The organism is Xanthobacter aminoxidans (assembly GCF_043193615.1).
GTDB classification, from domain to species: Bacteria; Pseudomonadota; Alphaproteobacteria; order Rhizobiales; family Xanthobacteraceae; genus Xanthobacter; species Xanthobacter aminoxidans.
In genome coordinates this window covers 1-26,704 of the sequence record NZ_JBAFUS010000010.1, presented here as the reverse complement: position 1 = coordinate 26,704, position 26,704 = coordinate 1, and the positions used below count along the sequence as shown (strand labels likewise).

25 protein-coding genes and 1 tRNA gene are annotated in these 26,704 nt (G+C 65.5%); 10 read left to right on the top strand and 16 right to left on the bottom strand.

Features of this window, described 5'->3' with window-relative positions:
- Positions 1-64: 64 nt before the first annotated feature.
- A complete protein-coding gene (locus V5F74_RS25480) occupies positions 65-3,058 on the bottom strand; it encodes a TrlF family AAA-like ATPase (protein WP_394010471.1) in 2,994 nt (997 codons plus the stop codon).
- A gap of 527 nt (positions 3,059-3,585) precedes the next feature.
- On the opposite strand from V5F74_RS25480, the gene V5F74_RS25475 reads away from it, so the two are divergent.
- The gene (locus V5F74_RS25475; protein ID WP_394010495.1) at positions 3,586-4,158 is read left to right on the top strand and encodes a recombinase family protein; all 573 of its coding nucleotides are present in this window, start codon (positions 3,586-3,588) and stop codon (positions 4,156-4,158) included.
- Between the two features lie 220 nt (positions 4,159-4,378).
- Positions 4,379-5,515, top strand: coding sequence for an AAA family ATPase (locus tag V5F74_RS25470; RefSeq protein WP_394010470.1), 1,137 nt, complete (start codon positions 4,379-4,381; stop codon positions 5,513-5,515).
- A 352-nt stretch (positions 5,516-5,867) separates the two neighbouring features.
- On the opposite strand, the gene V5F74_RS25465 is transcribed toward V5F74_RS25470, so the two are convergent.
- Positions 5,868-5,942, bottom strand: a tRNA-Gln gene (locus tag V5F74_RS25465).
- Between the two features lie 265 nt (positions 5,943-6,207).
- Here V5F74_RS25465 and V5F74_RS25460 point away from each other — a divergent pair.
- Entirely contained in the window at positions 6,208-6,591 is a 384-nt protein-coding gene (locus V5F74_RS25460; protein WP_156026248.1) for a hypothetical protein, read from the top strand.
- A gap of 105 nt (positions 6,592-6,696) precedes the next feature.
- Here V5F74_RS25460 and V5F74_RS25455 read toward each other — a convergent pair whose 3' ends face one another.
- From V5F74_RS25455 to meaB, 5 genes are all read right to left on the bottom strand, one after another.
- Positions 6,697-7,479: an enoyl-CoA hydratase-related protein gene (locus V5F74_RS25455; protein ID WP_029555747.1), complete on the bottom strand. Its 783-nt coding sequence runs from the start codon at positions 7,477-7,479 to the stop codon at positions 6,697-6,699.
- 469 nt (positions 7,480-7,948) lie between these two features.
- Positions 7,949-8,764 (bottom strand): TIGR02186 family protein, encoded by an 816-nt coding sequence (locus tag V5F74_RS25450; protein ID WP_038192678.1) that lies wholly within the window; start codon positions 8,762-8,764, stop codon positions 7,949-7,951.
- A complete protein-coding gene (locus V5F74_RS25445) occupies positions 8,761-9,687 on the bottom strand; it encodes a sulfite exporter TauE/SafE family protein (protein WP_029555745.1) in 927 nt (308 codons plus the stop codon). The genes V5F74_RS25450 and V5F74_RS25445 overlap by 4 nt, the downstream gene beginning before the upstream one ends.
- A 68-nt stretch (positions 9,688-9,755) precedes the next feature.
- Positions 9,756-10,415 carry a pyroglutamyl-peptidase I family protein gene (locus V5F74_RS25440; protein ID WP_394010469.1) on the bottom strand — a complete coding sequence of 220 codons (660 nt, stop codon included), beginning with the start codon at positions 10,413-10,415 and terminating at the stop codon, positions 9,756-9,758.
- A 4-nt stretch (positions 10,416-10,419) separates the two neighbouring features.
- Positions 10,420-11,406: a methylmalonyl Co-A mutase-associated GTPase MeaB gene (gene meaB / locus V5F74_RS25435; RefSeq protein ID WP_029555743.1), complete on the bottom strand. Its 987-nt coding sequence runs from the start codon at positions 11,404-11,406 to the stop codon at positions 10,420-10,422.
- A 92-nt stretch (positions 11,407-11,498) separates the two neighbouring features.
- Between meaB and V5F74_RS25430 the strand changes: the two genes are divergently transcribed.
- Positions 11,499-11,705, top strand: coding sequence for a CsbD family protein (locus V5F74_RS25430; RefSeq protein WP_029555742.1), 207 nt, complete (start codon positions 11,499-11,501; stop codon positions 11,703-11,705).
- Between the two features lie 64 nt (positions 11,706-11,769).
- On the opposite strand, the gene folK is transcribed toward V5F74_RS25430, so the two are convergent.
- The 5 genes from folK to V5F74_RS25405 all read right to left on the bottom strand — a co-directional run bounded on the left by folK (position 11,770) and on the right by V5F74_RS25405 (position 15,773).
- A complete protein-coding gene (gene folK, locus V5F74_RS25425) occupies positions 11,770-12,267 on the bottom strand; it encodes a 2-amino-4-hydroxy-6-hydroxymethyldihydropteridine diphosphokinase (protein ID WP_394010468.1) in 498 nt (165 codons plus the stop codon).
- Positions 12,264-13,100: a dihydropteroate synthase gene (folP, locus tag V5F74_RS25420; RefSeq protein WP_029555740.1), complete on the bottom strand. Its 837-nt coding sequence runs from the start codon at positions 13,098-13,100 to the stop codon at positions 12,264-12,266. Before folP ends, folK begins: the two co-directional genes overlap by 4 nt.
- A 153-nt stretch (positions 13,101-13,253) precedes the next feature.
- Positions 13,254-13,910, bottom strand: a complete 657-nt coding sequence (msrA, locus tag V5F74_RS25415) for a peptide-methionine (S)-S-oxide reductase MsrA (RefSeq protein ID WP_029555739.1) — start codon at positions 13,908-13,910, stop codon at positions 13,254-13,256.
- A 140-nt stretch (positions 13,911-14,050) separates the two neighbouring features.
- Positions 14,051-14,365: a hypothetical protein gene (locus V5F74_RS25410; protein WP_024280838.1), complete on the bottom strand. Its 315-nt coding sequence runs from the start codon at positions 14,363-14,365 to the stop codon at positions 14,051-14,053.
- A 91-nt stretch (positions 14,366-14,456) separates the two neighbouring features.
- Positions 14,457-15,773, bottom strand: a complete 1,317-nt coding sequence (locus tag V5F74_RS25405; RefSeq protein ID WP_051678817.1) for a putative bifunctional diguanylate cyclase/phosphodiesterase — start codon at positions 15,771-15,773, stop codon at positions 14,457-14,459.
- Between the two features lie 423 nt (positions 15,774-16,196).
- On the opposite strand from V5F74_RS25405, the gene ssuD (V5F74_RS25400) reads away from it, so the two are divergent.
- The 4 genes from ssuD (V5F74_RS25400) to V5F74_RS25385 are packed head-to-tail and all read left to right on the top strand — an operon-like array spanning position 16,197 to position 20,061.
- Positions 16,197-17,369, top strand: coding sequence for an FMNH2-dependent alkanesulfonate monooxygenase (gene ssuD / locus V5F74_RS25400; RefSeq protein WP_029555737.1), 1,173 nt, complete (start codon positions 16,197-16,199; stop codon positions 17,367-17,369).
- A 20-nt stretch (positions 17,370-17,389) separates the two neighbouring features.
- Positions 17,390-18,403 (top strand): ABC transporter substrate-binding protein, encoded by a 1,014-nt coding sequence (locus tag V5F74_RS25395; protein WP_029555736.1) that lies wholly within the window; start codon positions 17,390-17,392, stop codon positions 18,401-18,403.
- A 10-nt stretch (positions 18,404-18,413) separates the two neighbouring features.
- Entirely contained in the window at positions 18,414-19,235 is an 822-nt protein-coding gene (locus tag V5F74_RS25390) for an ABC transporter ATP-binding protein (RefSeq protein WP_029555735.1), read from the top strand.
- Complete coding sequence (locus V5F74_RS25385) at positions 19,228-20,061, top strand: ABC transporter permease (protein WP_029555734.1); 834 nt, start codon at positions 19,228-19,230, stop codon at positions 20,059-20,061. The genes V5F74_RS25390 and V5F74_RS25385 overlap by 8 nt, the downstream gene beginning before the upstream one ends.
- 68 nt (positions 20,062-20,129) lie before the next feature.
- Here the strand turns inward: V5F74_RS25385 and V5F74_RS25380 are convergent, their stop codons facing one another.
- From V5F74_RS25380 to V5F74_RS25365, 4 genes are read right to left on the bottom strand one after another with little or no spacing between them, the layout of a single operon-like run.
- On the bottom strand, positions 20,130-20,945 hold the full coding sequence (locus V5F74_RS25380; protein WP_029555733.1) for an ATP-binding cassette domain-containing protein: 816 nt from the start codon (positions 20,943-20,945) through the stop codon (positions 20,130-20,132).
- Positions 20,945-21,826: an aliphatic sulfonate ABC transporter permease SsuC gene (gene ssuC / locus V5F74_RS25375; protein WP_081837470.1), complete on the bottom strand. Its 882-nt coding sequence runs from the start codon at positions 21,824-21,826 to the stop codon at positions 20,945-20,947. Before ssuC ends, V5F74_RS25380 begins: the two co-directional genes overlap by 1 nt.
- Before the next feature lie 21 nt (positions 21,827-21,847).
- Positions 21,848-22,807, bottom strand: a complete 960-nt coding sequence (locus V5F74_RS25370) for a sulfonate ABC transporter substrate-binding protein (protein WP_029555731.1) — start codon at positions 22,805-22,807, stop codon at positions 21,848-21,850.
- 23 nt (positions 22,808-22,830) lie between these two features.
- Complete coding sequence (locus V5F74_RS25365) at positions 22,831-23,385, bottom strand: flavin reductase family protein (RefSeq protein WP_374253267.1); 555 nt, start codon at positions 23,383-23,385, stop codon at positions 22,831-22,833.
- Between the two features lie 222 nt (positions 23,386-23,607).
- Here V5F74_RS25365 and ssuD (V5F74_RS25360) point away from each other — a divergent pair, with 222 nt between their 5' ends.
- Both ssuD (V5F74_RS25360) and V5F74_RS25355 read left to right on the top strand, forming a co-directional pair.
- Positions 23,608-24,819 carry an FMNH2-dependent alkanesulfonate monooxygenase gene (gene ssuD, locus V5F74_RS25360; RefSeq protein WP_051678816.1) on the top strand — a complete coding sequence of 404 codons (1,212 nt, stop codon included), beginning with the start codon at positions 23,608-23,610 and terminating at the stop codon, positions 24,817-24,819.
- Positions 24,820-24,846: 27 nt separating this feature from the next.
- Entirely contained in the window at positions 24,847-26,331 is a 1,485-nt protein-coding gene (locus V5F74_RS25355; RefSeq protein WP_051678815.1) for an FAD/NAD(P)-binding protein, read from the top strand.
- Positions 26,332-26,704 lie beyond the last annotated feature (373 nt).

Here is a 26,704-nt window from a genome sequence, read left to right as displayed (position 1 = left end):
GAGAGCCATTGTGAGCTTGAAGGTGAACAGAAGTTAGGGATGGCTCTCTGAATCTGGTGCGCTATCAAGTGATTTGATACTTGAGTCGGCGCTGTATGAAGGCTGGTCGCGAGCCCTCGAGTACCTTGACGATATGGTCGTTGGTTCTAGGGTTTTCAATCGCGCCGCACTCGTAACTGAACTTGTAGTCGTTCATTTTGTCGAGGCGCACATATACGATCTGTTCCGCATCGGCACCAACCGCAAGGTTTGGATTGTGCGTAACCAATATGACCTGACGCGCTTTCTTCGCCTCGCGAATGCACCTTGCAAGCACCATAAAAATGCTGTCGTTATCGAGATTGTCTTCTGGTTGATCGATCACCAACGGCGAGTTGTCCATGTCAAGCTGTAGATAAAATACAAGAAGAAGAAGCCCTTTTTCACCGGGTGACAGTTGATTTAGGCTCTTTCCTCCTAGTCTAAGCTCGTATCCTGCCTCGAAATACTCCAAAGAGTACAGGAAGTCGTAAAATTTCTTAACATCCTTAACCTGACGCGAATTTTTCCATATGTCCATATCGCGAACTATGTTTTCTATGAAAACAAATATGCTATCAAAGTCGTTCCAGTCTACAAAAGATTGTCGATTTTGAAAATTTCGTGTGCCATCCGCTACGCCGCGGAATGGGCCACTAACGTTTTGGTTCAAATGATTGAAGAAATTTTCGGAAAATTCTGAAGACTGAACAAATGATGCGTCGATAGATACGACAAAGTCGACGCTGCTCATCGCGTCAAGTCGAGATTCGACCTTTGATTTAAGCGCCTCGTAGAACGTTTTGATTTTACGTTTGCTTTCGAATAGGCTCAGGCATAGCGTCTTGCGTTCTTCGTGCGCTTTACGCAATTCTTTCGGCAGATCGTTCTCGATCCAAAAAATACGAGCCTCCAACTCCGCGATGGTCCCCAATTTAGGTGACTCTCGTTGCCCCTCGATATCGGCGATCTGCTGATTGATTTCACGAATGTCCTGCAGATAGCGTTGATAGCGTTGATGCGGTGCCGAAAGGGCAGCACGCATAGCGGCAATTCCATTGTTGATATGCTGCTTCGCAGCGCGTAAATCTGGAATGCTGACGATCGTCGAAAAATCGGTCTTTGAACCGAAATCGACGGCGCCATCGTTTTCTAAATAAGAGATTCTTTTTTTCAATTCCACAATCATATCCTCAACCTCCTGCAAATTTATGGTGAGGTTCAGCATACGATCAATGTCGAACCCGAGGTTCGCATACTTTGCTTTGAACGAATATTTTTCGCTATCGAATCGCGTTTTCAACGCGTTCACGGAATCTCTTAATTCAACAGAGTCTTGCAGTTCTTTTTTGCTTCGCGTTAGCAGGACGGCGGCGGATTCCTCACGTTGGGCAAGCTCGTCTAGCAGTTGCGTTTGGGAGGCGACTTTCGCCGTCGCCGCTTCCTGCTCTGCACTCTGCGTGGGCGGGGCCGATTCCTCCGGAGGTTTCGACGCTTCGAGCGTGGACACCTGTTTGCGAAGCACCTCAATGTCCGCCTGTATCTTTGCCTTAAATTCTGGCTGGCTACGGCTCTCTAGATCCACGATATTTATATGTAACTCGCGAAGCTTAGCCTTGATTTGGCTTGCCTCCTGGCGGCTGATGGATGTCATCCTTTCCTGAAGATCGTGAAAGCTATTGGCATCCATTTTGTCGCTGATGTCGACGTGGGAAAAAACAACGTCTTCGATCTCGCGGCGTAGATCTTTGACTTCGATTTCGTTGGTCAGAGATTCGAAATAGTTTTGTGGGAGATATTTTACTGATTCAGGTTGGGTTTCATCAGTGTCAGCGTTGAGGGGGCGCTCAAAGTCGAATCCACTTTTCCAAACTAGACGCCCCAAAAAATTATCGGCGAACCCCTTCCGTTTGAATTTTCGGTTGTTTGGGCTGTCAACCAGAAATGAAAAATGTTTCGCCTGTCGTGTATTTCCGAGCAGCGCGACAATGTCCGCGATAGCGCTCTTTCCACTTCCCTTGTTCCCTATGACCGCCGTAAGCTCAGGATTGAACGGAATGTCGACGCTCTGAAACCACTGTCCATTGTGGCCGGAGTAACCAGAGACTGGCGTTATTTCCAGCCTATCGATGAATTGCGTGGCCTCGCGCTCAAGCCGGATGAGGACAGGCGGACGATCGCCAATAAATACGCGGTCCCTCGGCTCGAAGAGAGTCTGTCGAAGCCCTCGGAAGCTCAGATTGGCTTTTATCCACGTCGATTGGAAGTGCGGCTCATCTCCGGTCAGTCGGTCGAGGTCCTGAAAAGAATGGGCGTCACTGCCGTCGTAAACGGGCTTGGGGTCGGAGGGGCTTCCATCATCGTATCGGGAAGCGCCCAAAAAGAATTCGGTGTTCTTCGCCTTTCCAAAAAATGCGTTGCTGCTCCTGTCCAGTTCATCGGATATGGACTTGCTGCGCTGGGTTTTCGCAGCCCCGCGAAGGCCGTCGCTTCCTGCTGCCGTGACGATAATATACTCTTCCGCCGAGAAGCAATCATTGAGTGACGTTTTTACGTCCCAAATACTGACCGTGGCTGCTTTGAAATTTTGTGCGGATAGTTCACAGCAGCGAAGTTTTTTTCCGTCTACGCTTATATGCGTCTCAAGATCGTTGAGAAGCTTATCCAATTTATTTCGTGTGGCGGCTTTCGGGTCGATCAGAATGTGCGTGTTGACGTTTTTTCCATCTATGCTGACGGTCTCTGTCAGACGAAGTTCCAGGTTCGGGATCAACAATTTAGTAAAATCAGGGTAGATATTTTTGTACCATTGCAGCGTGTTGTGGTAACAATCAAACGAAAAGTAGTCGGTTATTCCAAATGCATGCACATCTGAAGCATGGAGGATTTCTATAAAGCGCTTCCATGTAGACTCATCAGGATTTCCATAACTATTCGCTAGCTTGGTGCCGGGGGCGTGCAGATGAAGGTCCCACTTGCGCCACAGCGAACCTCTGTCACTCTCCCGCTTAATATCGCGTGGCGTCTTGGAAGCGTTCATCAGCATACTCCAGGTGAGCGACTTCTGGTTCCAAACTCTGAGCCCGTATAGCGCCAAGGTCACGAATCTCAGCCTAGAGCCGAGCTTTGAATACAATCTAGCCGAGTTAGATGGCCAATCAACCGCGGGCCGCGATTTTGGACCAGCAGCCCACTTGCTGATCGTTTCAGCCCAGCTTTCGCATTACGGGTCAACGCGGACCAACGCTCCACGGCAAGGATGACCGTCCGCTTCCGCCGGAGATCGAAAATTGTGAGCTGATTTGTGGACCTATCTTGGTTCTGCGCGAAGTCACCAAGTCCCCCTTGCGCCCCCCGTCGACGGCACTTCAGATGGAAGTGACACATCTGAACCTAGCGAGAGACGTTCAAGAAAGCGCACTGTCGCCCAATAGACCCTGCCCATGCGGACGCGTCCGGTGACGCTCGCGATTGCGTCCAATAGGATGCCCTTCACATTCTGGACAGTTCCGACTCTCATCCCTAGACCTTTTGGACGCCGAAGGCTGGGAGACAGGGCACATGGCGATGCTGGTCGGTTACGCGCGGACCTCCACCACCGAACAGGAAGCAGGGCTTGAAGCCCAGCGACGCGACCTTGATGCGGCGGGCTGCGGCAAGGTGTTTGCCGAGCATGTGTCCTCGGTTGGGGAGCGGGACAGACTGAGGCAGGCACTGGAATTCGTGCGGGAAGGCGACACCCTCGTCATCACCAAGATCGACAGGCTTGCCCGCTCCACCATCCACCTGTGGGAGATCGTCCGCGACCTCGACGCGAAGGGCGTGGGTCTGCGGGTGCTGAACCTCGGTGGCGAGGTGGTCGACACCAAGAGCGCGACGGGGCGCTTGATCCTCACCATCTTCGCGGGCTTCGCCCAGTTCGAGCGTGAGATGATGCTGGAGCGGCAGAGGGAAGGCATCGCCAAGGCGAAGGCAGAGGGGAAGTATCTCGGTCGCAAGCCCACCGCGCGGGCGAAGTCGGAAGAGGTGTTGAAGCTCCACCGCGAGGGGAAGACGCCCACCGAGATCGCTGCGGCTGTCGGGATCGGCCGGGGGAGCGTCTACCGCATCGTTCAGGGGCAGGGCGCCGTCATGGGTTGAGCGACGGGATTGGCGGGCTGCGCGGGCGGGCGGTTTTTTGCCTCCTACTGCCAGATGTGCGCGTCGCGTGTGCTGCTGACTGGGCGCAATCGGAGATTTTGTCGACCCTACTGCCCAGCATCGCGCGCGCGACCGCTCGCGGCCCCCGTCAACCCAAACGGCGCACGTTGTGGATTTGCCAGCACATGGGCAGCCCGACACAGTGCGCAGGTGAACCCCCATGCTCGATAACCAACCTGGTGCTATCCCCGTCAACGTCTCTTGCACGGCTCTCGTGCCTTGGTATCCGCCTTCCCCGCCGCCGCCCTTGCATCTGGGAAAGATCGCCGGTCTGGAGGCAATCACGGCTGGCGCCCTTCTGCTCAAGTCGTTCCCGCCGCGTCGGTTTGTCGTCGATCCTTGGCTTCGTGAAGGAGAGACGGCCCTGATCTGGGCAGCTTCCGGTGTCGGCAAGACCATGTTGAGCCTGAGCATGGCGATGGCCATGGCGACGGGCGGCAGTGTCGGCGGATGGAGGGCCGAGAAGCCGAGCAAGGTGGTCTATATCGACGGCGAGATGCACCTTCAGGATGTCCGCGACCGAGTCGACATGCTGAAGACCACCGGCGCCGTGACGCTTGGTGCACCCGACCTCTTGGACACCAACCTCGTCTTCTTCAGCCGTCAGGCCCAGTCACGCAATGCGGTTTTCTTTGACCTCACGACCGAGGAGGGACGCGACAGCATACTCCACGCTTGCGACACGCTTGGCGCCGATGTGCTGATCCTCGACAACTTCACCACGTTGAGCGAGCAGTTGGAGGACGAGAACGCCGCGCACGCGTTCAAGAAGATCCAGCGGTTCCTGTTGCAGACGAAGCAGGCCGGGCTCACCACCCTCCTCATCCACCATGCGCGGAAGGATGGGAACGCTCTGCGCGGTAGCGCCTCCATCGAAGTCACCTTCGAGGTCGTGCTGGAGTTGCGGAAGCCGAAGATCGAACGGATGGGAGCGGCCTGCTTTTCCCCCCACTTCGGGAAGTTCAGGCAGAAGAAGGGTGAGCAGCTGCTTCCGCGTCTGTGGTCGCTGACGGAGGCCGGATGGGAGATCGGTGAAGAGGTCGATCTGGATGCCGACAACGCTGCCTTGCACTGCGTGAAGTCGCTCCAGTTCGTCAGTCAGACGGAGGTCGCCGCGCATCTCGGCTTGGCGAAGGGCACCGTCAGCAAGCATCTCGCCACCGCCGTGGAGCGGAAGCTCATCAGCCGGGAGGATTTGAAGGAATGCTTCGCCAAGGCGCGGCGTCTGAGGGAGGAGGGCGTCGGGGACGATCTAGACACGGTCGAAGAGGAGCAGGCCAGCACCGAGGACTATTGAGCGGCCCTTGGGGAGCTGAGGGAGAGCGTAGCTCCCTTCAGCAGGGGAATTTGGGGGGTGCGCCTCCGTTTCCCTGTTTCCTCGTCTAGGTGAAACGAAACTCGAAACCGGGGCGTGGACCCTTCGCGTGGCGCTTTTGCGCTGGGCGGGGCGATCCGCACCCCTGTTTTTTTGGTCCCATCGGTACCCACGCGCTCGGTCGCGCCGACTCACGGCGGAGGCCTGTGCGCTTAGCTTCGCAGGAAGGGTGCACAAGTTACCATGCGCTCTGTGAGAATTGTACTAGAGTGATGTACTAGAATGCGCGGCGCTGTCGCTACTAAGTGGTTGAAATATAAAGAAAACTGGAAAGTGGCTGGGGCGCCTGGATTCGAACCAGGGAATGGGGGAATCAAAATCCCCTGCCTTACCACTTGGCTACGCCCCAACGCGGCGGCGGAACATATAGGCGTGGGGGGCTCATGTCCACGGATCGGCGTGTGATTGCCGATGCGAATGGAGGATGCCGGGCGTGGTGGTTGATGTGCCCGGCACAACGGCGGCGCGGCAGTTGTGCATTGGGATAAATTACGCAGCGTCATCAAGTGTTTGTGCCGCGATTTCGCCTTTGTCGCATGGCGTGCTGACGCGGCGTCCGAAACCGGACCGTGCGCCGCGCCGCTTCGCGCGGCCCTCTTTGGAGGCCTGCACCCATGCGTGCACGTACTGCCATCCTCGCCTTCACCGTCGCTGCCGCCTTCGCCATGCCCGCCTTCGCGCAGAGCACGACAGCCCCCGCCACGACCAAGCCGGCCGCAACCACGCCGCCGGCGGCCGCGACCACGACTCCTGCGCCGACCGCTCCGGCGGCCTCGACGGCCAAGCCGGCGGCAACCGCTCCGGCCGCCACGGGCGCCGGCACTGCGGTCAAGCCGGGTGCGCAGCCCTCGGCTGCGAAGACGGCTGCGCACCAGCGTCAGGAAGCCTGCGGCGCAGAGTGGCGCGCGGCGAAGGCCGCGGGGAAGATTCCCGCCGGTCAGACCTGGCCGAAATACTGGAGCGCCTGCAACACGCGCCTCAAGGCGCAGGGAAAGTAATGGCGCTGGCCCGGGCGCATCGCGTCCGGGCCTTGCCGGCCGACGGCGCGATACGAACAGGTCCAGCCGGCTCTCAGGCGTCGGCTGGTACGGGTGCCGTGCGGGTCAGCTGCCCGTGAAACGGGGCGCCCGCTTCTCGGTGAAGGCGAGGCGGCCTTCGCGATAGTCGGAGCTGGCATTGGCGAGGGCGGTGGCGCGCTTCGCCTCGGCGGTGAGCGGTTGGCTGCCGCTTTCGGCCGCGCGGATGGCGAGCTTGGCAGCCTTGAGCGTCAGGGGTGCGTTCTCGGCAATGCGGTGGAGCGTGCGCTCGGCCAGCGCCTCCACCTCGGCGGCTGGCGCGATGAGGTCCACCGCGCCGACCATGTGAGCGCGCTCGGCCGGGAGGCGATCGGCGGTGAAAAACAGCTGCCGTGCGCCCTGGCTGCCGAAGGCCCGCAGCACCCGGCCGAGGCCGCGCGGATCGTAGCCAAGGCCGAGGCGCGCCGCGGGAATGGCAAAGAAGGCGTCGTCGGCGGCGATCCGCATGTCGCAACTCGCCGCCAGCGCGGCTCCCGCGCCGACGCAGGCGCCGCGGATGAAGGCGACCGTCGGGAAGGCCAGCCCCTCGATGGCCGAGCACGCCTGCTCCACCAGATCGTCATAGCTCTGCGCACCGGAGGCATCCGAGCGGGCGCTGTCGAAATCCGAGATGTCCGCACCGCCGGAGAATGCGAGGTCGCCCGCGCCGCGCAGCACCGCCACGCGGATGTCCGAGCGGCGGGTCGCCTCCTGTGCAAAGGCCGAGAGTGCACGCCACATGGTGCTGGAGATGGCGTTGCGGCGCTCCGGATTGGTCAGCGCAAGGCGGGCGATGCCCCCCTCGACGGTGATGGCGATGCTACCGGCCAAGGTCGTCTCCCTGCTCCCCGCCGACGCTCCTTGCGGGCGCGGCTTCTCGCCAGTCGGCGATCGCCGGTGGCTGAGATGTTCCTAGAGCACGGGCCGAGCCCATTGCAACGCCATCGGGCCGAAACGGGATTTCCCGCGGCAGAGCGGTGAAATGACCGGGCCGCATTCTGGCGCTTGATGCGGTAAGGGGGTCCGGGACGGCGCATGCGCGCCGTCCCGTCCCCTACGGGCGCCGGTCAGGGCTTGGCACCCGAAGCACGTCCTTCAGGGCTGCGCGACAGCTGCAAATGCCCTTCGGAAGGTATTATATTATTATGACTATCCCTGCCCCTGTGTGGACGGGGATCAAAGCAGGTTCAAGGAAAAAATGTTCGAACAGCTCTAAATTTCGGGGCTGGTACTCGCATCCGTCTGTTGATCTTCGTTCCGGTTGCATACCAAATCACATCCGACGGCCGCTCTTCACAGCTCATTCCTTGCGGAACAATATGTTGGCGATGAAGCCGACAACCAGACTGCCTAGGGCCACGGCCAGTCCATATAGCAGCGCATCGTTGAGGGCGAACTCTGCTACACGTTGCTCGAAGCCGATCTTCCGCACGTCGAAATGGGCCTGTTCCGTCGCGGAAATCAGCCCGTTTCGCAGCAGCTTGACCTCGATCTGGTACTGACCGATGGGCGCTGCACCGGGGATGCGGACCTCGGCGCGAAACACGCGGGGCGCGAGGAAGGTGACGCCCTTCGGGTTTTCCTCATAAAGCCCCTGCGCCGATTGCAGGCGGAGGAAGGCGGCCCGGAACGGATCGGTGGGCACCACGTCGGCGAAGTCGCTGCCGACCCGCTGGACGAAGATGTTGCGGGAGAGGCCGATCTGTTCCCGGCGCAGGATCGTGAGGCTTGCCATTTCGTCCGTTGGACGGTTTGACAGCACAGTGAGAAAGGCCGGCACGCCGATGAAGGTGCGGCTGTCGGTGTTCACCCACAGGCCGAGCACCTGGGCCTTGCGCCAGGTGGTGAAATCCTCAGCCGGCCCGCGCACCGTGACGACCACGTCGGGCGCATCGTCAAGCGGGGCGCCATCGGTGGTCTCGGCAACGCCGAACACGACGAGCTCGGCACCGGAGAAGCTGGAGGAGATGCTCACCATCTGCTGCGACACCGACAGCACCAGCCGGTCCGCACGCGCCGGCGAGGTGATCACGCCAGCAATCAACGCCAGGGAGAGGATCGCGAACCGGGCGAGCCATGCCCGTCCCGCTCCGGAGCGGCGGCGGACGGGGCTCATCGGATCGTCTCCACCACGGTGACGGCGAAGGTATCGGCCGGCGCGGTCACCAGTTCGGCGCCCACCCGCACCGCCACCGACAGCACCAGAAGTCCGAGCAGCAGCCGCAGGTTCTCCGCCTTCAGCGTCTGTCCGGTGCGGGCTCCGAACTGGGCGCCGACGGTGCCGCCGATCATCATCACCAGCGCCAGCACGGCATCCACCGTGCCGTTGGCGACCGCGTGCAGCACGGTTGCGGCCGCCATGGTGACGAGCGTCAGCACCAGCGAGGTGCCCACCGAAGTCTGGGTGGGGACCCGCAGCAGGTAGATCAGCGCGGGCACCAGGATGAAGCCGCCGCCGACGCCCAGCACCGCGCCGAGCAGGCCGATGACATAGCCGATGGCGATCACCGGCAGGGCCGAGATGTAGATGCGCGAGCGACGGAAGCGCATCTTGAAGGGCAGGCGCATGAACAGGGGGCGTGTGCCGGGGCGGCGCACCGGCCGCGGCGCACCGGATCGTTCCCGCAGGATGGCGCGCACGCTCTCCACCAGCATCAGGGATCCGATGGCGCCCAGCAGCAGCATGTAGGAAAGGCGGATGGCGAGGTCCACCTGCCCGATGGAGCGCAGCCAGAGGAAGAGCAGAACGCCCGACAGGGTGCCCACGAGGCCGCCGGAGAGCAGCACCCCGGCCAGCGTCGTATCCACCATGCCCTTGCGCCAGTAGGACAGGGCTCCAGAGAGGGACGAGGCCGCCATGTAGGGCGAGACGCTGGCCACGGCCACCGCCGGGGGAACGCCGGTGAAGATGAGCAGGGGCGTCATCAGGAAGCCGCCGCCCACCCCGAACATGCCGGAGATGAAGCCTACCGCGAGGCCCATCGCGAGGATCGAGAAGATGGCGACGGGCAGCTCGGCGATGGGCAGATAGATCGTCACGGGCCGGCTTTCGGTACGCGGGGATGGGCGAGCCTATAGCGGTTCATGCCCGAAGGCGAAAGCTGTAGCTATTCCATCGACTTAAAGGCGTCAGAGCGGACGGCGGCGGAGGGGCGCCGGGCCTGGGCGGCGAGGGCGAGGACAATCTGCGACAGGCCGCGCCCCATCCGTGCCCGCGAGACGCCGGCTGGCCGGCCCTCGTGCCGCGGCAGGTGAACGAACAGCACCGGCCGCGGGCGCCCGCTCTGCCGCCCAGCCCAGGCGAGGGCGTGGAAATAGCTGGCGTTGCACAGATATCGCCCGGCATCCTGCGAGGGGGCAGCAGGGATGCCGGTCCGGCGTAGGGCATTCGCCAACGGCCCGGCCGGGACGCAGGCGCGGAGGAGGGGCGGTCCGTCAGCCGCGAGATGGCGCGCCGGGGGATGCCGCCGGGCGGCATCGGGCGCGGCGCGCGTGGCGTTGACCGCCCGCATCTCGATGGAGACGCGGCTCCGTCGGGCTGCAACGCCGAGGAGCAGCACCGCGTCCGGATCGAACGCCGCGAGGCGCGCATCGAGCCGCGCCAGCGCGTCCCAGCGGGTGGGCAGGATTTCCAGCGCGATCTGGATACCGCAGAGGGCAGGGCGGCGCAGGCGCAGGAGGTCCGACGCGAGCTGCTGCGAGGGGTTCACCGCCACGCCCGGAAACGGGCCGAAGGCGCAGATGAGGATGCGCATCGGCCTGTTCACGGCCTTACAGCCCGATCAGCCCGGCGATTTCGGCCGCGGCGAGGGCCGGGGAGAGGGCACCCTCGGCGACCTCCCGCTCCAGCGCCGGCAGCCGGGCCTTTACGCCGGGATCGTGGGCGACCTTCTCGGCCAGGCGCTCGTTCAGCAGCGTCCACATCCAGCGCACCTGCTGGGCGCGGCGGGTGGCGGCGAAGGTGCCGGCCGCCTCGCATTTCTGCCGGTGCAGGACGACCTGCTCCCAAACGCCTGGAATCCCGTCCCCGGTCAGCGCGGAATAGGTGAGCACCGGCGGCGACCAGTGCGCCTCCCGCGCCCCGAGGAGGTGCAGCGCGGCGCGATATTCGCCGGCCGCCGCCCGGGCGCGGGGAATGTTGTCGCCATCGGCCTTGTTCACGGCCACGATGTCGGCGAGTTCCAGCACGCCCTTCTTGATGCCCTGCAGCTCGTCGCCCGCGCCGGGCAGCATGAGCACGAGAAACGTGTCGGTGAGATCGGCCACCGCCGTTTCCGACTGGCCGACGCCCACCGTTTCCACCAGCACCACGTCGAAGCCGGCGGCCTCGCACAAAAGCATGGTCTCGCGCGTCTTGGCCGCGATGCCGCCCAGCGTGCCGCCGGACGGGGAGGGGCGGATGAAGGCGGCGGGGTCCACCGAAAGGCGGGCCATGCGCGTCTTGTCGCCGAGGATGGAGCCGCCGGTGCGGGTGGAGGAGGGGTCCACCGCCAGCACCGCCACCCTGTGGCCCAGCCCTGTCAGATAGGTGCCGAGCGCGTCGATGGTGGTGGATTTGCCGACCCCCGGCACGCCGGTGATGCCAATGCGATAAGCGTTGCCGGTCTTCGGCAGCAGCGACTGGAGGAGGGCCTGGGCGCGGCGGCGGTGGTCCGCGCGACGGGATTCCACAAGTGTGATGGCCCGCGCCAGCGCGGCCCTCTCTCCCCTCGCGACGCCTGCGGCCAGCTTCTCGTCGTCGTACACCGCGGCGCTCATCGATCTTCCCCTATTACGCAAAACTTAGCGGAACTCTCGGCCGAGCGTGAACGTTGTTGTCGCATATTTCCACTGCTACGGAGGACGAGCCGATGAATTGGGATCGTGTTGAAGGCAACTGGAAGCAGTTCACGGGCAATCTGAAGGCCCAGTGGGGCAAGCTCACCGACGACGACCTCACCGAGATCAACGGGAACCGCGAGGTTCTCGAAGGCAAGCTGCAGGAACGCTACGGCTATGCGAAGGACGAGGTGAAGCGCCAGGTCGATACCTGGTCCACCAACATCCGGACCATGTGAGCCGAACGCTCCTGCAAGGACGGGCCTCGCGCCCCGGCCCCGCGTCTCTCGGCGCGGGGCATTTTCATGTATGGGACGCGCTGTCTTCGTGACGCGTGATGCCGCTCTGGTCCAGCTTTGCCAGCGCCTCCGATGCGCGCACGCCGCCGACCACGATGTCGGGCGCGATCTCGGTGAGCGGCACGAGCGCGAAGGCCCGTTCCATGAGGCGGGGATGGGGGATTTCGAGATCCTCCTCCCGCACGGTCTCATCCCCGAACAGCAGAATATCGATATCGATGCGGCGCGGGCCGAAGCGTACCTCGTTGGGCCGGTCACGCCCCAGCATGCGCTCGACTTCAAGGCCCAGCGCTAGAAGGCTTTTCGGCCCGATGGGGCTGTCCACCTCCACCACCTGGTTCAGATAGGGCCCCTGTGGCACTGGCCCCCAGGGCGGTGTCTCGTAATAGGAGGAGCTGCGGCGCAGGGTGAGGCCGGCGCGGCACAGGGTGGCCAGCGCCTGCGCCATGGTCTGCGCGCGATCGCCGACGTTGGAGCCAAGGCAGAGATAGGCAACGGTCATGATGCGTCCCGGATCGCCTCGGCGACACGGGCCGCCTGCACATGGGCCGCCACGTCGTGGACCCGGATGATCTCCACCCCATCCATGATGGCGATGACGTTGGAGGCGATGGTGCCGGGCACCCGCTCCTGCGGCGTCGTCTGGATCACTTTGCCGATCAGGGACTTGCGCGAGGTGCCGAGGAGGATCGGCAGGCCCAGCACACGCAGCTCCGGCAGGCGGCGGATGGCGGCGAGGTTCTGCGGGAAGCTCTTGCCGAAGCCGATGCCGGGGTCGAGCACGAGCTTTTCCCGCTTCACGCCGGCGCGGTCGGCGATTTCCAGCACCCGCTCGAAGAAGCCCAGCATCTCGGAAACGATATCGAGGGATTCATCTACCTCGGCGCGATTGTGCATCACGACCGCCGCGGCATCGTAATCGGCCACCACTTTGGCCATGTCGGGATCGTGGGTGAAGCCCCACACGTCGTTGACGATGCTGGCTCCGGCTTCCAGCGCGCGGCGGGCCACCTCGGCCTTGTAGGTGTCCACCGAGACCGGCACACCCATCTCCGCCACAAGGGCGGGAATGACGGGGGCGATGCGCGCCCACTCGTCCTCCGCCGCAACCGGAGTATGGCCCGGCCGCGTCGATTCGCCGCCCACGTCGAGGATTTCAGCTCCTTCGGCGACGAGACGCCGGGCATTGGCCAGAGCGTCGTCGGGCGCAGCGCTGCGGCCGCCGTCCGAGAAGGAATCGGGCGTCACATTGAGGATGCCCATGATGAGGGTGCGCGGCCCAAGGTGCAGGGCGTGGCCGCGCGCGAGGAGGGTACGGGAAGGAGCAGCGGGCATGATGGGGACCAGATGAGAGGCGCCCACTCAAGCCCGCCGCGTGTCGATTTGGCAAGGCGGCGCATCAGCGCCGCCAAAACCGTCGATACCCGGCGCATCAGCGCCGCCAGACCCCGTCAAGGTCAGGGGCGTCAGCGCAGCTTCGCGTTTGCCCTACTGCGCGGCGACGCCGGTGCCGATGGGGCAGGAGACGCCGGTGCCACCGAGCCCGCAATAGCCGTTGGGGTTCTTCGCCAGATACTGCTGGTGATAGCCCTCGGCGAAATAGAACGGTCCGAGATCGACAATCTCCGTGGTGATGGCGGGGAAGCCCCGCGCCTTCAGCGCCGGCTCGTAGGCCGCCTTCACCGCCTCCGCCTCGGCGCGCTGCTCCGGCCCGGCGACATAGATCCCCGAACGGTACTGCGTTCCGACGTCATTGCCCTGCCGCATCCCCTGTGTGGGGTCGTGGCTCTCGAAGAACAGCTTGACCAGTTCGGCGTAGGACACCACGGCCGGATCATAGACCACCAGCACAGCCTCGGTATGGCCGGTGCGGCCGGAGCAGACCTCCTCATAGGTCGGGTTCGGCGTATGGCCGGCGACATAGCCGACCGCCGTCGCCCACACGCCGTCCTGCTGCCAGAACTTGCGCTCGGCGCCCCAGAAGCAGCCGAGGGCGAACACGGCGGTCTCGAAGCCCTTCGGATAGGGCCCCTGCAAGGCGTGGCCGTTGACGTAATGAACTTCGGCGGTGGGGATGGCAGCGGCGCGGCCGGGCAGGGCCTCGGCGGCGGTGGGCAGGTCGAGGGACTTCTTCTGCCAGAACATGGCGGGCTCCTCGTCTCGCAACCGGAGGGCATCGGACCCTGCGGTCACGGCATGGTGTTGGATGGGGCAGGGGGAAAAACCCCGCTGGATCCCCAATATGGGGATGCGGCCGTGCTTGCGCGAGGGGAGGGGTTGGCAGATCAGCCGATCTCGAAGCGCGAGCGCTCGCGCACCCGGCCGAGGCCCATCAGGATCAGCCCGATCAGCAGGAGAAGCGCGAAGGCCGGCATGGAGAGGAGCGGGAGCAGAACCGTGTTCCACACCGCCGGCATCCCGGCCTTGGCCGAGGTCTCCGCCCGCTCCAGGCTGCCCGGCGCCAAGGCGAACCAGGCATCTCCGGCTGAGGTGAAGACGAGGCCGGAGGCCGCAATGGAGCGCGTGCCATCCACGATGAGCGCGACGAAGCCGCCGGCAAGCAGCCAGAATCCGGTGAAGCGGAGCAGGAAACGGATCATGGGGCGGCGCGCGGCTCCTTGCAGCGAAGGCTCAACGGCACCCATTTAGGCAGGATCGCGGGCAAATGCACCCCGGTACGTCGGCCCGCGCCTACCGCTTGTGGGGCGCGTCGCCACCATCCGCGCTCCCGGCGGGCGCGTCCGGTGCGGATGCGATGAGCGCGTCGAAGCGGTCGATGTCCATGGGGCGGCCGAACAGATAGCCCTGGAACACCTGACACCCGGCCTCCACCAGGCATCTGAACTGCTCCTGCGTCTCGACGCCTTCGGCGACGGACACGAGCGAGAGCGTATCGGCGAGGGAAATCATGGCCTCCACGATGTGGAGGCTGGATTCGTCGGCCGGCAGGCCGCGCACGAACGACTGATCGAGCTTGATCTGGGCGAAGGGAAACCGGCTGAGGGCCTGAAGCGACGAGTAGCCCGCGCCCAAATCATCCAGCGCCCAGACGAGGCCGATGTCGCACAGGGCCTGCATCCGGGCGGCCATGTCGGGCATGTTCTCGGCCAGCATGCTCTCCGTCAGCTCCAGCTTCAGCCGCGACACGTCGCAGCCGCTCCGCGTCACGATGTCGGTGACGTTGCGGACGAAGTCGGGCTGGAGGAACTGGGCGACGCTGATGTTGACCGACAGCGTCAGATGCGCGGTGCCGGGCTGCGCGTTCCACTGGGCGAGTTGCGCGCAGGCGGCGCGCAACACCCAGTCCCCGATGGGAACGATCTGGCCGGTTTCCTCCGCCAGCGGAATGAACTGGCTGGGCGGAACGTCGCCGCGCTGGGGACTGTGCCAGCGAACGAGCGCCTCCGCGCCCACCAAACGGCCACTGTGATCCACCTGCGGCTGGTAGGCGAGGCGGAACTCGGCTCCCGCGATGGCCCGGCGCAGGTCGTGTTCCCAGCCGCGACGGTCGGAGAGATCGGCGTGCATCAATCCGAGGGTGAAGACCAGGGCCGCGAGGGCCGACACGGTATTCACCCACGCCGCCACGAGCGCCGCCTCGGCCGGGACGATGAGAGCTGGGTCGCTGATCGCCAACGGCAGGAGGCTGAAGGCGACAAAGGCCAGGAGGTAGAAGGCCGGAAGGACAAGCCGCAGATAGAGGTTGTCGCGCTGGAACACGAAATAGCTGCCGGTGGCGATGGGCAGGAAATACAGGAGCGTGGCCTTCGGCAGGCCGGCTGGAGGATTATCGAACAGGCATGACGCGGCGACCGCCAGAAGGGCCAAGTGGGCGGCGAGGATCGTCGCGAGACGCAGCCGCCCCCGTCGCAACAGGACCAGCAGGCATGCCCCGAAGGCGGCCATGGCGAGATTGATTCCGGCCAGAAGCGGCCGGTCGATCGCCATCAGGGCAACGAACCAGAGGCAGCCGAAGCCCATCAGCAGGAAGGCTTCGAGCAGCGTCATCGCGCGCACGCGCCGACTGTGACTTTCATCCCAGGAAGGGTGTGCCATCAGACTGCCGATCCGTTCCGGTCGTCCAACCTCGCGCATTGGTTACGACACTGGGGCCGGGTTCGGCGAGCCGCGCCCTCCTTGCCGGGGGCCGTGCGCACCGTGGCCAAGACGGTCCTTAGGATGCCTTGGCGTATGGTCATTCCCTAAAGTTGTACCGTGTGTTGGTCAAGAGAGCTGGAGCGGAACCTTGAGGATCGGCGTGTGCGCATGGCTTTCGCTCGCGTGGCTTTCCGCGTCGTGATGGTGGCCTGCCACGCGGCGGTGTTTCGACCGTCCAAATCACATCGAATGATCGATGAATGAATTAAAACAAATTCTATTGACTTTATATTTTAAAGCCCGCTTCCTTGATGGGGAATAACGGAGTTCCCCATGAGCGCGTCCCAGTCTCCCGCCGCCCCTCCGGACCTGTTCTGGTTCATCCCGACCCATGGAGACGGCTCCTATCTCGGCTCGGAGACGCAGCAGCGGCCGCCGGAATTCGCCTATTTCCGCGAGGTCGCGCAGGCGGTGGACCGGCTGGGCTTCAAGGGCGTGTTGCTGCCCACCGGCCAGAGCTGCGAGGATAGCTGGATCACCGCCGCGGGTCTCGCCACCGCCACCGAGCGCCTGAAATTCCTCGTGGCGCTGCGTCCGGGCGTCACCTCGCCGGCCTTCGCCGCGCGGCAGGCGGCGGCGCTCGATCGGCTCAGCGACGGCCGGCTGCTGTTGAACGTGGTGGTCGGCGGCCATCCCGCCGAACTCGGCGCCGACGGCATCTTTCTGGAGCATGACGAACGCTATGCTCAGGCGGACGAGTTCCTGACGATCTGGCGGGATCTCGTGGCCGGCAGGACGGTGGATTTCGAGGGCAAGTATTATCGCGTCGCCCACGGACGGCTCGATTTCCCGGTGGTGCAGAAGCCGCACCCGCCTCTGTGGTTCGGAGGCTCTTCCGAGGCCGGCCACGAGGTCGCTGCCGAGCATGTCACCACTTATCTCTCCTGGGGCGAGCCGCCCCACATCCTGAAGGACAAGCTCGCCGACGTTCAGGCCCGTGCCGCGAAGCGCGGGCGCAAGTTGAAATTCGGCCTGCGCATCCACTTCATCGTGCGCGAGACCGAGGCAGAGGCCTGGGCCGCCGCCGACAGGCTCATCTCCCGCGTCTCCGACGCGCAGATCGAGAACGCGCAGAAGCGCTTCAAGGTGGAGATGGATTCCGTCGGCCAGGCGCGCATGGCGGCGCTCCAGCCGGGCGACCGCAACAAGCTGGAGATCGCGCCGAACCTGTGGGCCGGCATCGGCCTCGTGCGTCGCGGTGCCGGCACCGCGCTGGTGGGCGATCCCAAAAGCGTCGCCGCCCGCATCCGCGAGTATCAGGAGATCGGCATCGAGACCTTCATCGGCTCGGGATACCCGCATCTGGAAGAGGCCTACCGGGTGGCGGAGCTGCTGTTCCCCGAACTCGGCATCGACGGCCGCCGCCGCAAGGTTTCCGACAACATCGTCAACGAATTCGCCGTGGGCTCCCACAGCGCAGAGCGGCGCCTCGCCGCCGTTTCCTGAGCATTCGAGAGGTCTTCGAGATGAAAACCCGTCGCACCGTCCTCGGTCTTGCCGCCGCTCTCGCCCTTGCGCCGGCGCTGGCTGCCGCGCCCGCCCAGGCGGAGGGCGTGCTGCGGATCGCCCAGCAGTTCGGCACCCTCTACACGCCCTTCCACGTGATGAAGGAGAAGGGCCTCGTCGAGCAGCACGGCAAGGCGCTGGGCATCGACATCAAGGTGGAGTGGATCCAGCTTTCTGGCGGCTCTGCGGTGAACGATGCGCTGCTCGCCGGCAATATCGACATCGCCTCCGCCGGCATCGGCCCCTTCCTCACTCTGTGGGACAAGACGCGCGGCTCCTCCAACGCGGTGAAGATCGTCGGCGCCTTCGGGGCGCAGCCCAACTATCTGCTCACCAACAATCCCAACGTGAAAACCATCAAGGACTTCACGGAGAAGGACAAGATCGCCATGCCGGTGGCCGGCGTGTCGGTTCAGGCGCGCATCCTTCAGCTCGCCGCCGAGCAGACCTTCGGGCCGGGCAATGCGAAGAAACTCGACGCGCTGATGGTGACGCTGCCCCATCCGGACGCCACGGCGGCCCTCCTCTCCGGCTCCACCGAGATAACAGGCTATCTCTCCAATGCGCCGTTTCAGAACCACGCGCTGAAGGACCCGAAGATCCACAAGGTGTTCTCCTCCTACGACATCTTCGGCGGCCCGGTGACGCCCACCGTGGCCTATGCCACCGTCAAGTTCCGGCAGGAGAATCCGAAGACCTACAAGGCCTTCCTCGAAGCCTTCGAGGAAGCGACCAAATGGGTGGAGCAGAACAAGAAAGAGGCGGCGGACATCTATGTGAAGGTCGAGAAATCCAAGCTCGATCCCGCCTTCGTCGCCGAGGTGCTGAGCGATCCGGACACGCAATACACGCTCGTTCCCCTGGGCACGCTGAAGTTCGCGGATTTCATGAACCGCATCGGGGCCATCAAGGCGAAGCCGACGAGCTTCAAGGACTTCACCTTCGAGGACCTGCACTCCGCGTCGGGCAGCTGAGGGGGAAGCGATGACCATTCACGCCCCCGTTTCCGCCGCCGTGCCTCCCGTCGTCCACACCGCGCCGCCCGTGCTGGAGGCGTGTGGCCTGACGCTCGACTATGTCGGGCAGGCCGGCCGCCACCGGGCGGTGGAGGATGTGAGCTTCACTGTCCACGCGCGTGAGCGTCTTGTGCTGCTCGGCCCCTCGGGCTGCGGCAAGTCCTCCATCCTCAAGGCGCTGGCTGGATTCCTGAAGCCCGCCGCCGGCACGGTGAGCCTGCGCGGCAAGGCGGTGACCGGGCCGGGGCCGGATCGCCTCGTGGTGTTCCAGGAATTCGACCAGCTGCTGCCGTGGAAGAGCATCACGGACAACGTGGCCTTCCCGCTGCGCGTCGCCCGCAAGGTGCCACTGAAGGAAGCCCGCGAGCGGGCGCGGGCGGCCCTCGCCAAGGTGGGCCTCGCGCGCGCGTTCGATGCTTATCCGCACACCCTTTCCGGCGGCATGAAGCAGCGTGCCGCCATCGCCCGGGCGCTCGCCGCCGAGCCGGACGTGCTGCTGATGGACGAGCCTTTCGCGGCGCTCGATGCGCTCACCCGGCGCACGCTTCAGGAAGATCTGTTGCGGCTTGCGGAGGAACAGGGCTTCACGCTCGTGTTCGTCACCCACGCCATCGACGAGGCGGTGCTCATCGGCACGCGGCTGCATCTGCTGGCCGCCCATCCCGGCCGCACCATCGCCAGCTTCGACACCTCCGGCCTCGGCCTTGCCGAGCGGGGCTCGCCGGCCTTCGAGGGCGTGGTGCGGGACGTGAGCGACCTTCTCTTCGCCGATGGAGCCCGCCATGACTGACGTTTCCCTGTCCGGCGCGCCGGGCGCCGCCACGCGCCGGATCTTCTCGCCCGCCGGGCTGTGGCGCTTCACCTTGGTGCGCCGGCTGGTGGTGCTCGCCGGCCTCGCCGTGCTGTGGCAGGTGGCGGCGACATGGCAGAACAGTCCGCTGCTCTTTCCCACCTTCACCGACACCATCTCGGCGTTGGTGGAGGCGCTGCGCCATGAGGATCTGTTCCCCGCCTCGGTCGCCTCGCTCACGGTGCTGGTGAAGGGCTATGTGCTGGCGCTGGCCCTCGCGCTGGTGTTCGTCTCGGTGGCCATCGCGGTGCCCTTCGTGAAGGAGGTGCTGCTGACCCTGACCGCCATGTTCAACCCGCTGCCGGCCATCGCCCTCCTGCCCCTCGCCATGATGTGGCTCGGGCTCGGCGAGGCGAGCCTGCTGCTGGTGATGGTGCATGCGGTGCTCTGGCCGTTCGCGCTGGCGGCGCTGACCGGCTTTGAGCAGGTGCCGGAGACGCAGCGCCTCGTCGGCCGCAACTACGGGCTGAAGGGGCCGGCCTATGTGGCGCTCATCCTCGTTCCGGCGGCGCTCCCCTCGCTGCTGTCGGGCCTGAAGATCGCGTGGGCGTTTGCGTGGCGCACGCTGATCGCGGCCGAGCTGGTATTCGGCGTCTCCTCCCGCTCGGGCGGCCTCGGCTGGTTCATCTATCGCAACCGCAATGAACTGCTGACCGACCGGGTGTTCGCCGGCCTCGTCACGGTGATCCTGATTGGCCTTCTGGTTGAGGTGCTGTTCCGCCTCGTGGAGCAGCGCACGGTGCGCGCCTGGGGTCTCCAGCGCTGAGGTTGTAACGCTAAAGAAAAGGGCGCCCGGCTCATCACCGGGCGCCCTTTCTGTTTGCCGGGGGACGTTCAGACGGCGGCGAGAATGCGCCGCTGGAGGTCGAGCGCCTCGGTGGAGGCGATGCCGCTGCGCGGGCGGGGCAGGTCCACCGGCACGTCGAGGGCGATCTCGCCTTGCCGCAGCACCACCACCCGATCCGCCAGCGCCACCGCTTCGGCCACATCGTGGGTGATGAGCACCACAGTGAAGCCGTGCTCGGTCCAGATGCGCTCGGTGAGGCGGTGCATCTCGGTGCGGGTCAAGGCATCAAGGGCGCCGAAGGGTTCGTCCAGCAGCAGCACGCCGGGGCGCGAGACCAGGGCGCGGGCCAGCGACACGCGCTGCTTCTGCCCGCCGGACAGGACGGACGGCCAGTCCCGGCCACGATCGGCGAGGCCCACGTCGCGCAGCGCCGCATGGGCCTCTTCGCGCCAATGTGGGCCGCGCGCGATGCCCACATTGGCGAGCACCCTCTGCCACGGCGCGAGGCGCGCATCCTGGAACAGCAGGCGCACCTGCGGCATCAGGCCGGTGACGGGGCTTTCCCCCACCCGCACGGTGCCGGAGGTGGCGAGGTCGAGCCCGCAGATCAGGCGCATGAGCGTCGTCTTGCCACCACCGGAGCGGCCGACCACGGCGAGGAACTGCCCGGCCGGAACGTCCAGATCCAGCCGCCGCAGCACGGGCCGGGCGCCGAAGCTTTTGGTGACGGCGGACAGGTGGATCGACTCGCCCTTCCAGCGCGGGGCGTTCGCGCGCGGTTCGGGCGGGGCGAAAGTGGCGCGGATTTCGTCCGCACGCACCTTCGCGGCGACGTCGGCGTCTGCGGCGGCGAAGATTTCCATCAGGCCGCTCCTTCCGAACCGTTCTGATAGGCGGGATGCCACGCCAGCGCCCGCCGCTCGATGGCGCGGGTAAAGCTGTCGGCGAGCTTGCCGAGGAGGGCGTAGGCGAGCACGCCGAGCACCACCACGTCGGTCTGCAGGAATTCGCGGGCGTTCATGGTCATGTAGCCGATGCCCTCGGTGGAGGAGATGGTCTCGGCCACGATCAGCGTCAGCCACATGATGCCGAGCGCATAGCGCAGTCCCACAAGCACCGAGGGCAGCGCCCCGGGCAGCACGATGCGCCAGAACAATGCGGTGCTGGACAGGCCATAGACCCGCGCCATCTCTACCAGCCCGCGGTCCACCGTGCGGATGCCGTGGAAGGTGTTGAGATAGATGGGGAAGGCGACGCCGATGGCGACGAGGAAGATCTTCGCCTCCTCATCGATGCCGAACCACAGGATCACCAGCGGGATGATGGCGAGGTGCGGCACGTTGCGCAGCATCTGCATGGTGGAATCGAACGCGGTCTCGGCCGGCCGCACGATGCCGTTCAGCACCCCCAGCGCAAAGCCGATGGAGCCGCCGATGGCGAGGCCGATCAAGGCGCGCCGGGTGGAGACGGCGACGTTGGTCAGGAGTGAGCCGTCGCCCAGCGTCCGCCAGAAGGCGACCGCCACGTCGCTCGGCGCCGGAAGCACGCGCGAGGAGAGAAGGCCAAGGCTCGCCCCCGCCTGCCACAGGGCCAGCACCCCGAGGGGAAGCGCCCATGGCAGGAGCGCGCGGCCCAGCGCGGCGGCACGGGCGCCGGCGAGGCGGCGGATTTCCGCGGGTTCCGCGGCGAGGGATGCGGAAGCCGCCGGAAGAACGGCGGCCTCACTGTGGGCGGGCGGGCTCATGGATGGCTCCTCGCGTCCCGGTCACGACTTCGGCGCGCGTAGGGCGTCGGCGATGCGGATGGGCTTGGGGATGAGGCCGAGGGCGAGGAAGGCGTCCGCCACCTGCTGCTGTGCCGCCGCCACCTCGGGGGTGATGGGCTTCACGTCATACTGCTGGCGGGCGAGGGCGACCTCCAGGATGGGGGCGGGAATGCCGATGAGCGGCGAGAACTCCGCGGCGGCCGCCTTCGGGTTTGCCTTCACCCATGCGCCGACCTCGGCGACGCCCTTGAGCAGCACGTCCACCACCTGCGGCGCCTGGTCCGCGAAGGCGCGGGTGGAGAGATAGAACTGGTAGTTGGAGACGATGCCGGTGCCGTCGGCGAGCTGGCGCGCGTCGATGGTCTTCTCCGCCGCCGCCTGGAAGGGGTCCCAGATGGCCCAGGCATCCACCGAGCCGCGCTCGAAGGCGGCGCGGGCGTCGGCGGGGGTGAGATAGGCGGTCTTGATGTCGGAATAGGGCACGCCCGCCTTCTCCAGCGCCTTCACCAAGAGATAGTGGACGTTGGACCCCTTGTTCAGCGCCACCGTCTTGCCCTTGAGGTCGGAGACGGTCTTGAGCGGGCTGTTCTTGGGCACGAGGATGGCCTCGCCCTGCGGGGCGGCGGGCTCGTAGCCTACATAGACGAGCGGCGCGCCGGCCGCCTGGGCGAAGATGGGCGGCGCCTCGCCGGTGTTGCCGAAGTCCACCGCGCCGGCATTGAGCGCTTCCAGCAACTGCGGACCGGCGGGGAACTCGGCCCATTTCACGGAGTAGCCGAGCGGCTTCAGCAGGGGCTCCAGCAGGCCCTTGTTCTTCAGCAGGATGAGGGTGCCGTACTTCTGGTAGCCGATGCGCACCACCTTCTCCTGCGCGCGCGCAGGAGCTGCGCCGAGGGCAAGCGCCCCCGCGAGGCCGGAGGCGAGGACGGCGAAGTGTCGGCGCGTGATGCCCGTGCTCATGTCGGAGGTCCTTTGAATGGGGATCAGAGGGAGAGGCCGCGATAGCTGCCGGCCCAGTAGAGGAGGGGCTCGGCGCTCTCGGTGATGCGGGAGGCGACCACCCGGCCGATGACGATGAGATGCGAGTGCCGCTCGATGGCGTCTTCCAGCTCGCAGTCGAAGGCGGCGAGCGCGTCGGCGAGCACGGGCGCGCCGGTGGAGAGGCGGGTCCAGTCGGCGCCATCATAGCGGGCCGGCCCCTTGAGACCGCCCTTGCCGGCGAAGCGGTCCGCCACCGGCTCGTGATGCGGCCGCAGCACGTTGATGGCGAAGGCACGCTCCTTCAGCAGCGGCACGACCGAGGAGGTGGCGCGGTTCACGCAGATCAGGAGCGTCGGCGGCTCCACCGAAAGGGAGGTGACCGATGTCGCGGTGAGGCCAGTGCGCTCGTCGCCCTGGCCCACCGTGAGCACGCTCACGGCGCCGGCCAGCTTGCGCATGGCACTGCGAAAGGCGAGCGAGGCGGCGGAAAGCTCGGGAGCGGGGGCGGGAGCGATTTGGGCCGGCTGGCTCAGGGCGGCGGAGACGTGCGCGTTCATCGATCTGCCTTCTTCGAACGTGCGGGAGAACAAGGGTCATGCCCGCGTTTCAGCCCCTCGGGGCGACACGGTCCAGCGCGCCTCCGGAGGAAACCGGAGGGGGTGGATCGGAGAAAAGAATAGACAGGCAGATCAAAGCTGGTCAATAAATTCTATAAAGTTTATTGAATTAATGCCGGAGGGCGTGGCCCCGACGCTCCCGGCCCCATCCGGAGCCTGTCCATGACCCTCGCCCCGTCCTCTCCTGTCGCCGATCCGACCCTGCCTGCCGCGACCGAAGCCAACGTGCTGTGGTTCCTGCCCACCCATGGGGACGGCCACTATCTCGGCACGTCGCACAAGGCGCGCGAGGTGAGCCTCGGCTATCTCCGGCAGATCGCCCAGGCGGCGGACCAGCTCGGCTATTTCGGCGTGCTCATTCCGACCGGCCGCAGCTGCGAGGACAGCTGGATCGTGGCTTCGGCCCTTGCGGGCCTCACCGAACGCCTGCGCTTTCTGGTGGCGGTGCGCCCCGGTCTGCTCTCCCCGGCGGTGGCCGCGCGCATGACGGCGACGCTTGATCGCATCTCCGGCGGTCGCGCCCTGATCAATGTCGTCACCGGCGGCGATCCGGTGGAGAACAAGGGCGACGGCTTCTTCGCCGACCATGCGGAGCGTTACGAGATCACCGCCGAGTTCCTCGACATCTACACCCGCCTTCTCAAGGGCGAGGACGTGAACTTCGAGGGCAAGCACTTCAGGGTAGAGGGCGGCAAGCTGCTTTATCCGCCGGTCCAGCAGCCGCACCCGCCCTTGTTCTTCGGCGGCTCCTCCGCTCCGGCCCATGACGTGGCGGCGCGGCAGGTGCAGAAATATCTCACCTGGGGCGAGCCCCCGGCGCAGGTCGCGGAGAAGATCCGGGACATCCGCGCCCGCGCTGCCGCGCTCGGACGCGAGGTGACGTTCGGCGTGCGCCTCCATGTCATCGTCCGCGATACGGCGGCGCAGGCGTGGGCGGCGGCGGACGACCTGATCCGCTACGTGGACGACACCACCATCGCCGAGGCGCAGAAGGTGTTCTCGCGCATGGATTCCGAAGGCCAGCGCCGCATGAGCGCACTACATGGCGGCCGGCGCGACAGGCTGGAGGTGGCGCCCAACCTCTGGGCCGGCGTCGGCCTCGTGCGCGGCGGCGCCGGAACCGCCCTCGTGGGCGATCCGGAGACCGTGGCCGAGCGGCTCAAGGAATACATGGCGGTGGGCGTCGATACCTTCGTGCTCTCGGGCTACCCTCACCTGGAGGAGGCCTATCGCTTCGGCGAAAGCGTGCTGCCGCTGCTGCCGCGCGCAGCCGGAACCGGCGCGCCGGGCGTTGTCACCAATCATCGCGGTCCGTTCGGGGAGATCATCGGCAATGCCATCGTTCCCGAGGCGCGCCGCGTCTCCGCCTCCTGACCGGACCGCCTCGCGAGGAGCAACGCCATGCTGAATGCCTGGGAAACGCAGGGCGCGGAACCGCAGCGGGATGCGCGCACCACCGTGGTGGTCGTGGGCGGCGGCTTCAGCGGGACCTTGTTCGCACTGGCGGCAGCGGCCGCACGGCTCGACGTGGTGCTGGTGGAGCGGGAGGCGAAGGCCGGTCCCGGCCTCGCTTATGGCGCCTGCGATCCGCTCCACCTGCTCAACGTGCCGGTGGCGCGCATGGAGGTTGGTCTCAAGCCGAGCTTCGCCCAGTGGCTGACGACGAGTGGCGCCGATCTTTCCGCCGCCATCGAGGAGGCGGGCGGGGATCTCGCCCGCGCCTTCGTGCCGCGCGCCTTGTTCGGCGCCTACCTCGCGGAGCGGCTGGAAGCCGCCCTCGCGGCCCGCAACGGGCGTCTGCGCCGGATTCGCGGCGAGGTCGTGCGCGTTTCCGATCGCCCGGTGCCCAGCGTCACCCTTTCCGATGGGCGGCGCATCGAGGGCACCCATGTGGTGCTCGCCACGGGCAATCTTCCGCCCCGCCCGCCGCGGACCCGCGACGGCGGCGTCTATGACAGTCCGCTGTTCGTTCCGGACCCGTGGCGATGGCAGGACATCGACAGCCTTGGGCCGGATGCGCCGGTGCTCCTCATCGGCTCCGGCCTCACCATGGTGGACGTGGCGCTGATGCTCGAGGCGCGCGGCCATCGCGGGCCGATCTGGAGCGTGTCGCGCCATGGCCTGGTGCCCCATGTCCATGCGGATGTGGCGGGTCAGCTCGGTGGCGTGGAGCCGTTCCTTGATCCGGACAAGGCGCGCGACCCGATACAGGCGCTCCGCCTCATCCGCGCGGAGGTCCGGCAGGCTGCCGCGCGCGGGGTGCCGTGGCAGCGGGTGATGGATGCCGCACGCCCGGCCCTGGCCGCGGTCTGGGCCGGCTGGCCGCAGAAAGCCCGTGCGCAGTTCCTGCGTCACGGGCGCACCTGGTGGGACATCCACCGCCACCGGATGGCGCCGCGCATCGCCGAAACCTTCGGGGCGCTCGTCCAATCCGGGCAACTCACGGTCATCGCGGGCCGCATCGCCAGCCTCGACCTTGTGCCCGGCGGCGTTGCTGCGACGCTCCGCCGGCGCCATTCGGGCCGTGCGCTCTCGCTGGAAGTGGCGCGGGTGGTGAATTGCACCGGCCCGCGCTCGGACTTCGACGGGCTCGCCGTTCCACCATTCGACGGGCTGCGGGAGACGGGCCGCATACGGCCGGACCCATTGGGGCTGGGCCTTGAGACCCGTGGGACCGCGCTGCTCGATCGCTACGGACACGCCTCCACATGGCTGCACGCGCTCGGCCCCTTGTCGCGTCCGGCCTTCTGGGAGGTGACGGCGGTTCCCGAAATCTCGGTGCAGGTGCATCAGCTCGTCGAGGAACTGGCCCGTCCCGCGAGCCGGCGCCAGCGTCCAGATGCGCGTCTGATCGCCGAATTCGTCGATCTCGGCGAAGGAATTTGAGGCGGCTCCGGCGGTCCTAAGGGGTAGCCGGCGGGGGAGGGACTGGGCGCCAGTGCCCATGTGGATGATCTTAGAAATTTGAATTTTCTAGCTTTTTTCCTCCCAATCGACGCAGGATGCGCTGAGTTTTCCACAGCCGGCAACAGATCCGATCGGGCTCAAAAACAAGGGTGTTGACAGGTCTGAGGGGCACCCTTATAAGCCACATCACTGACGGGGCGCCGCCGCATGGCGGGACGGCGCTTCCCCGGAGCTCTCCTCTCCACTGTCCGTAGTGGCAGCCGGTCAAAAGCCGGACGGAAAGGTGTTCTCTGGACCCTCCCAAGGGTGTGAGGCTCTCGCTTCGGCGAGGCAGAATTTGCCCGACAGGGCA

Coding starts and splice junctions, on each gene's coding strand:
- V5F74_RS25480 (WP_394010471.1), bottom strand. CDS start 3,058: ATGAACGCTTCCAAGACGCCACGCGATATTAAGCGGGAGAGTGACAGA.
- V5F74_RS25475 (WP_394010495.1), top strand. CDS start 3,586: ATGCTGGTCGGTTACGCGCGGACCTCCACCACCGAACAGGAAGCAGGG.
- V5F74_RS25470 (WP_394010470.1), top strand. CDS start 4,379: ATGCTCGATAACCAACCTGGTGCTATCCCCGTCAACGTCTCTTGCACG.
- V5F74_RS25460 (WP_156026248.1), top strand. CDS start 6,208: ATGCGTGCACGTACTGCCATCCTCGCCTTCACCGTCGCTGCCGCCTTC.
- V5F74_RS25450 (WP_038192678.1), bottom strand. CDS start 8,764: ATGAGCCCCGTCCGCCGCCGCTCCGGAGCGGGACGGGCATGGCTCGCC.
- meaB (WP_029555743.1), bottom strand. CDS start 11,406: ATGAGCGCCGCGGTGTACGACGACGAGAAGCTGGCCGCAGGCGTCGCG.
- V5F74_RS25430 (WP_029555742.1), top strand. CDS start 11,499: ATGAATTGGGATCGTGTTGAAGGCAACTGGAAGCAGTTCACGGGCAAT.
- folK (WP_394010468.1), bottom strand. CDS start 12,267: ATGACCGTTGCCTATCTCTGCCTTGGCTCCAACGTCGGCGATCGCGCG.
- folP (WP_029555740.1), bottom strand. CDS start 13,100: ATGCCCGCTGCTCCTTCCCGTACCCTCCTCGCGCGCGGCCACGCCCTG.
- msrA (WP_029555739.1), bottom strand. CDS start 13,910: ATGTTCTGGCAGAAGAAGTCCCTCGACCTGCCCACCGCCGCCGAGGCC.
- V5F74_RS25410 (WP_024280838.1), bottom strand. CDS start 14,365: ATGATCCGTTTCCTGCTCCGCTTCACCGGATTCTGGCTGCTTGCCGGC.
- V5F74_RS25405 (WP_051678817.1), bottom strand. CDS start 15,773: ATGACGCTGCTCGAAGCCTTCCTGCTGATGGGCTTCGGCTGCCTCTGG.
- ssuD (WP_029555737.1), top strand. CDS start 16,197: ATGAGCGCGTCCCAGTCTCCCGCCGCCCCTCCGGACCTGTTCTGGTTC.
- V5F74_RS25395 (WP_029555736.1), top strand. CDS start 17,390: ATGAAAACCCGTCGCACCGTCCTCGGTCTTGCCGCCGCTCTCGCCCTT.
- V5F74_RS25390 (WP_029555735.1), top strand. CDS start 18,414: ATGACCATTCACGCCCCCGTTTCCGCCGCCGTGCCTCCCGTCGTCCAC.
- V5F74_RS25385 (WP_029555734.1), top strand. CDS start 19,228: ATGACTGACGTTTCCCTGTCCGGCGCGCCGGGCGCCGCCACGCGCCGG.
- V5F74_RS25380 (WP_029555733.1), bottom strand. CDS start 20,945: ATGGAAATCTTCGCCGCCGCAGACGCCGACGTCGCCGCGAAGGTGCGT.
- ssuC (WP_081837470.1), bottom strand. CDS start 21,826: ATGAGCCCGCCCGCCCACAGTGAGGCCGCCGTTCTTCCGGCGGCTTCC.
- V5F74_RS25370 (WP_029555731.1), bottom strand. CDS start 22,807: ATGAGCACGGGCATCACGCGCCGACACTTCGCCGTCCTCGCCTCCGGC.
- V5F74_RS25365 (WP_374253267.1), bottom strand. CDS start 23,385: ATGAACGCGCACGTCTCCGCCGCCCTGAGCCAGCCGGCCCAAATCGCT.
- ssuD (WP_051678816.1), top strand. CDS start 23,608: ATGACCCTCGCCCCGTCCTCTCCTGTCGCCGATCCGACCCTGCCTGCC.
- V5F74_RS25355 (WP_051678815.1), top strand. CDS start 24,847: ATGCTGAATGCCTGGGAAACGCAGGGCGCGGAACCGCAGCGGGATGCG.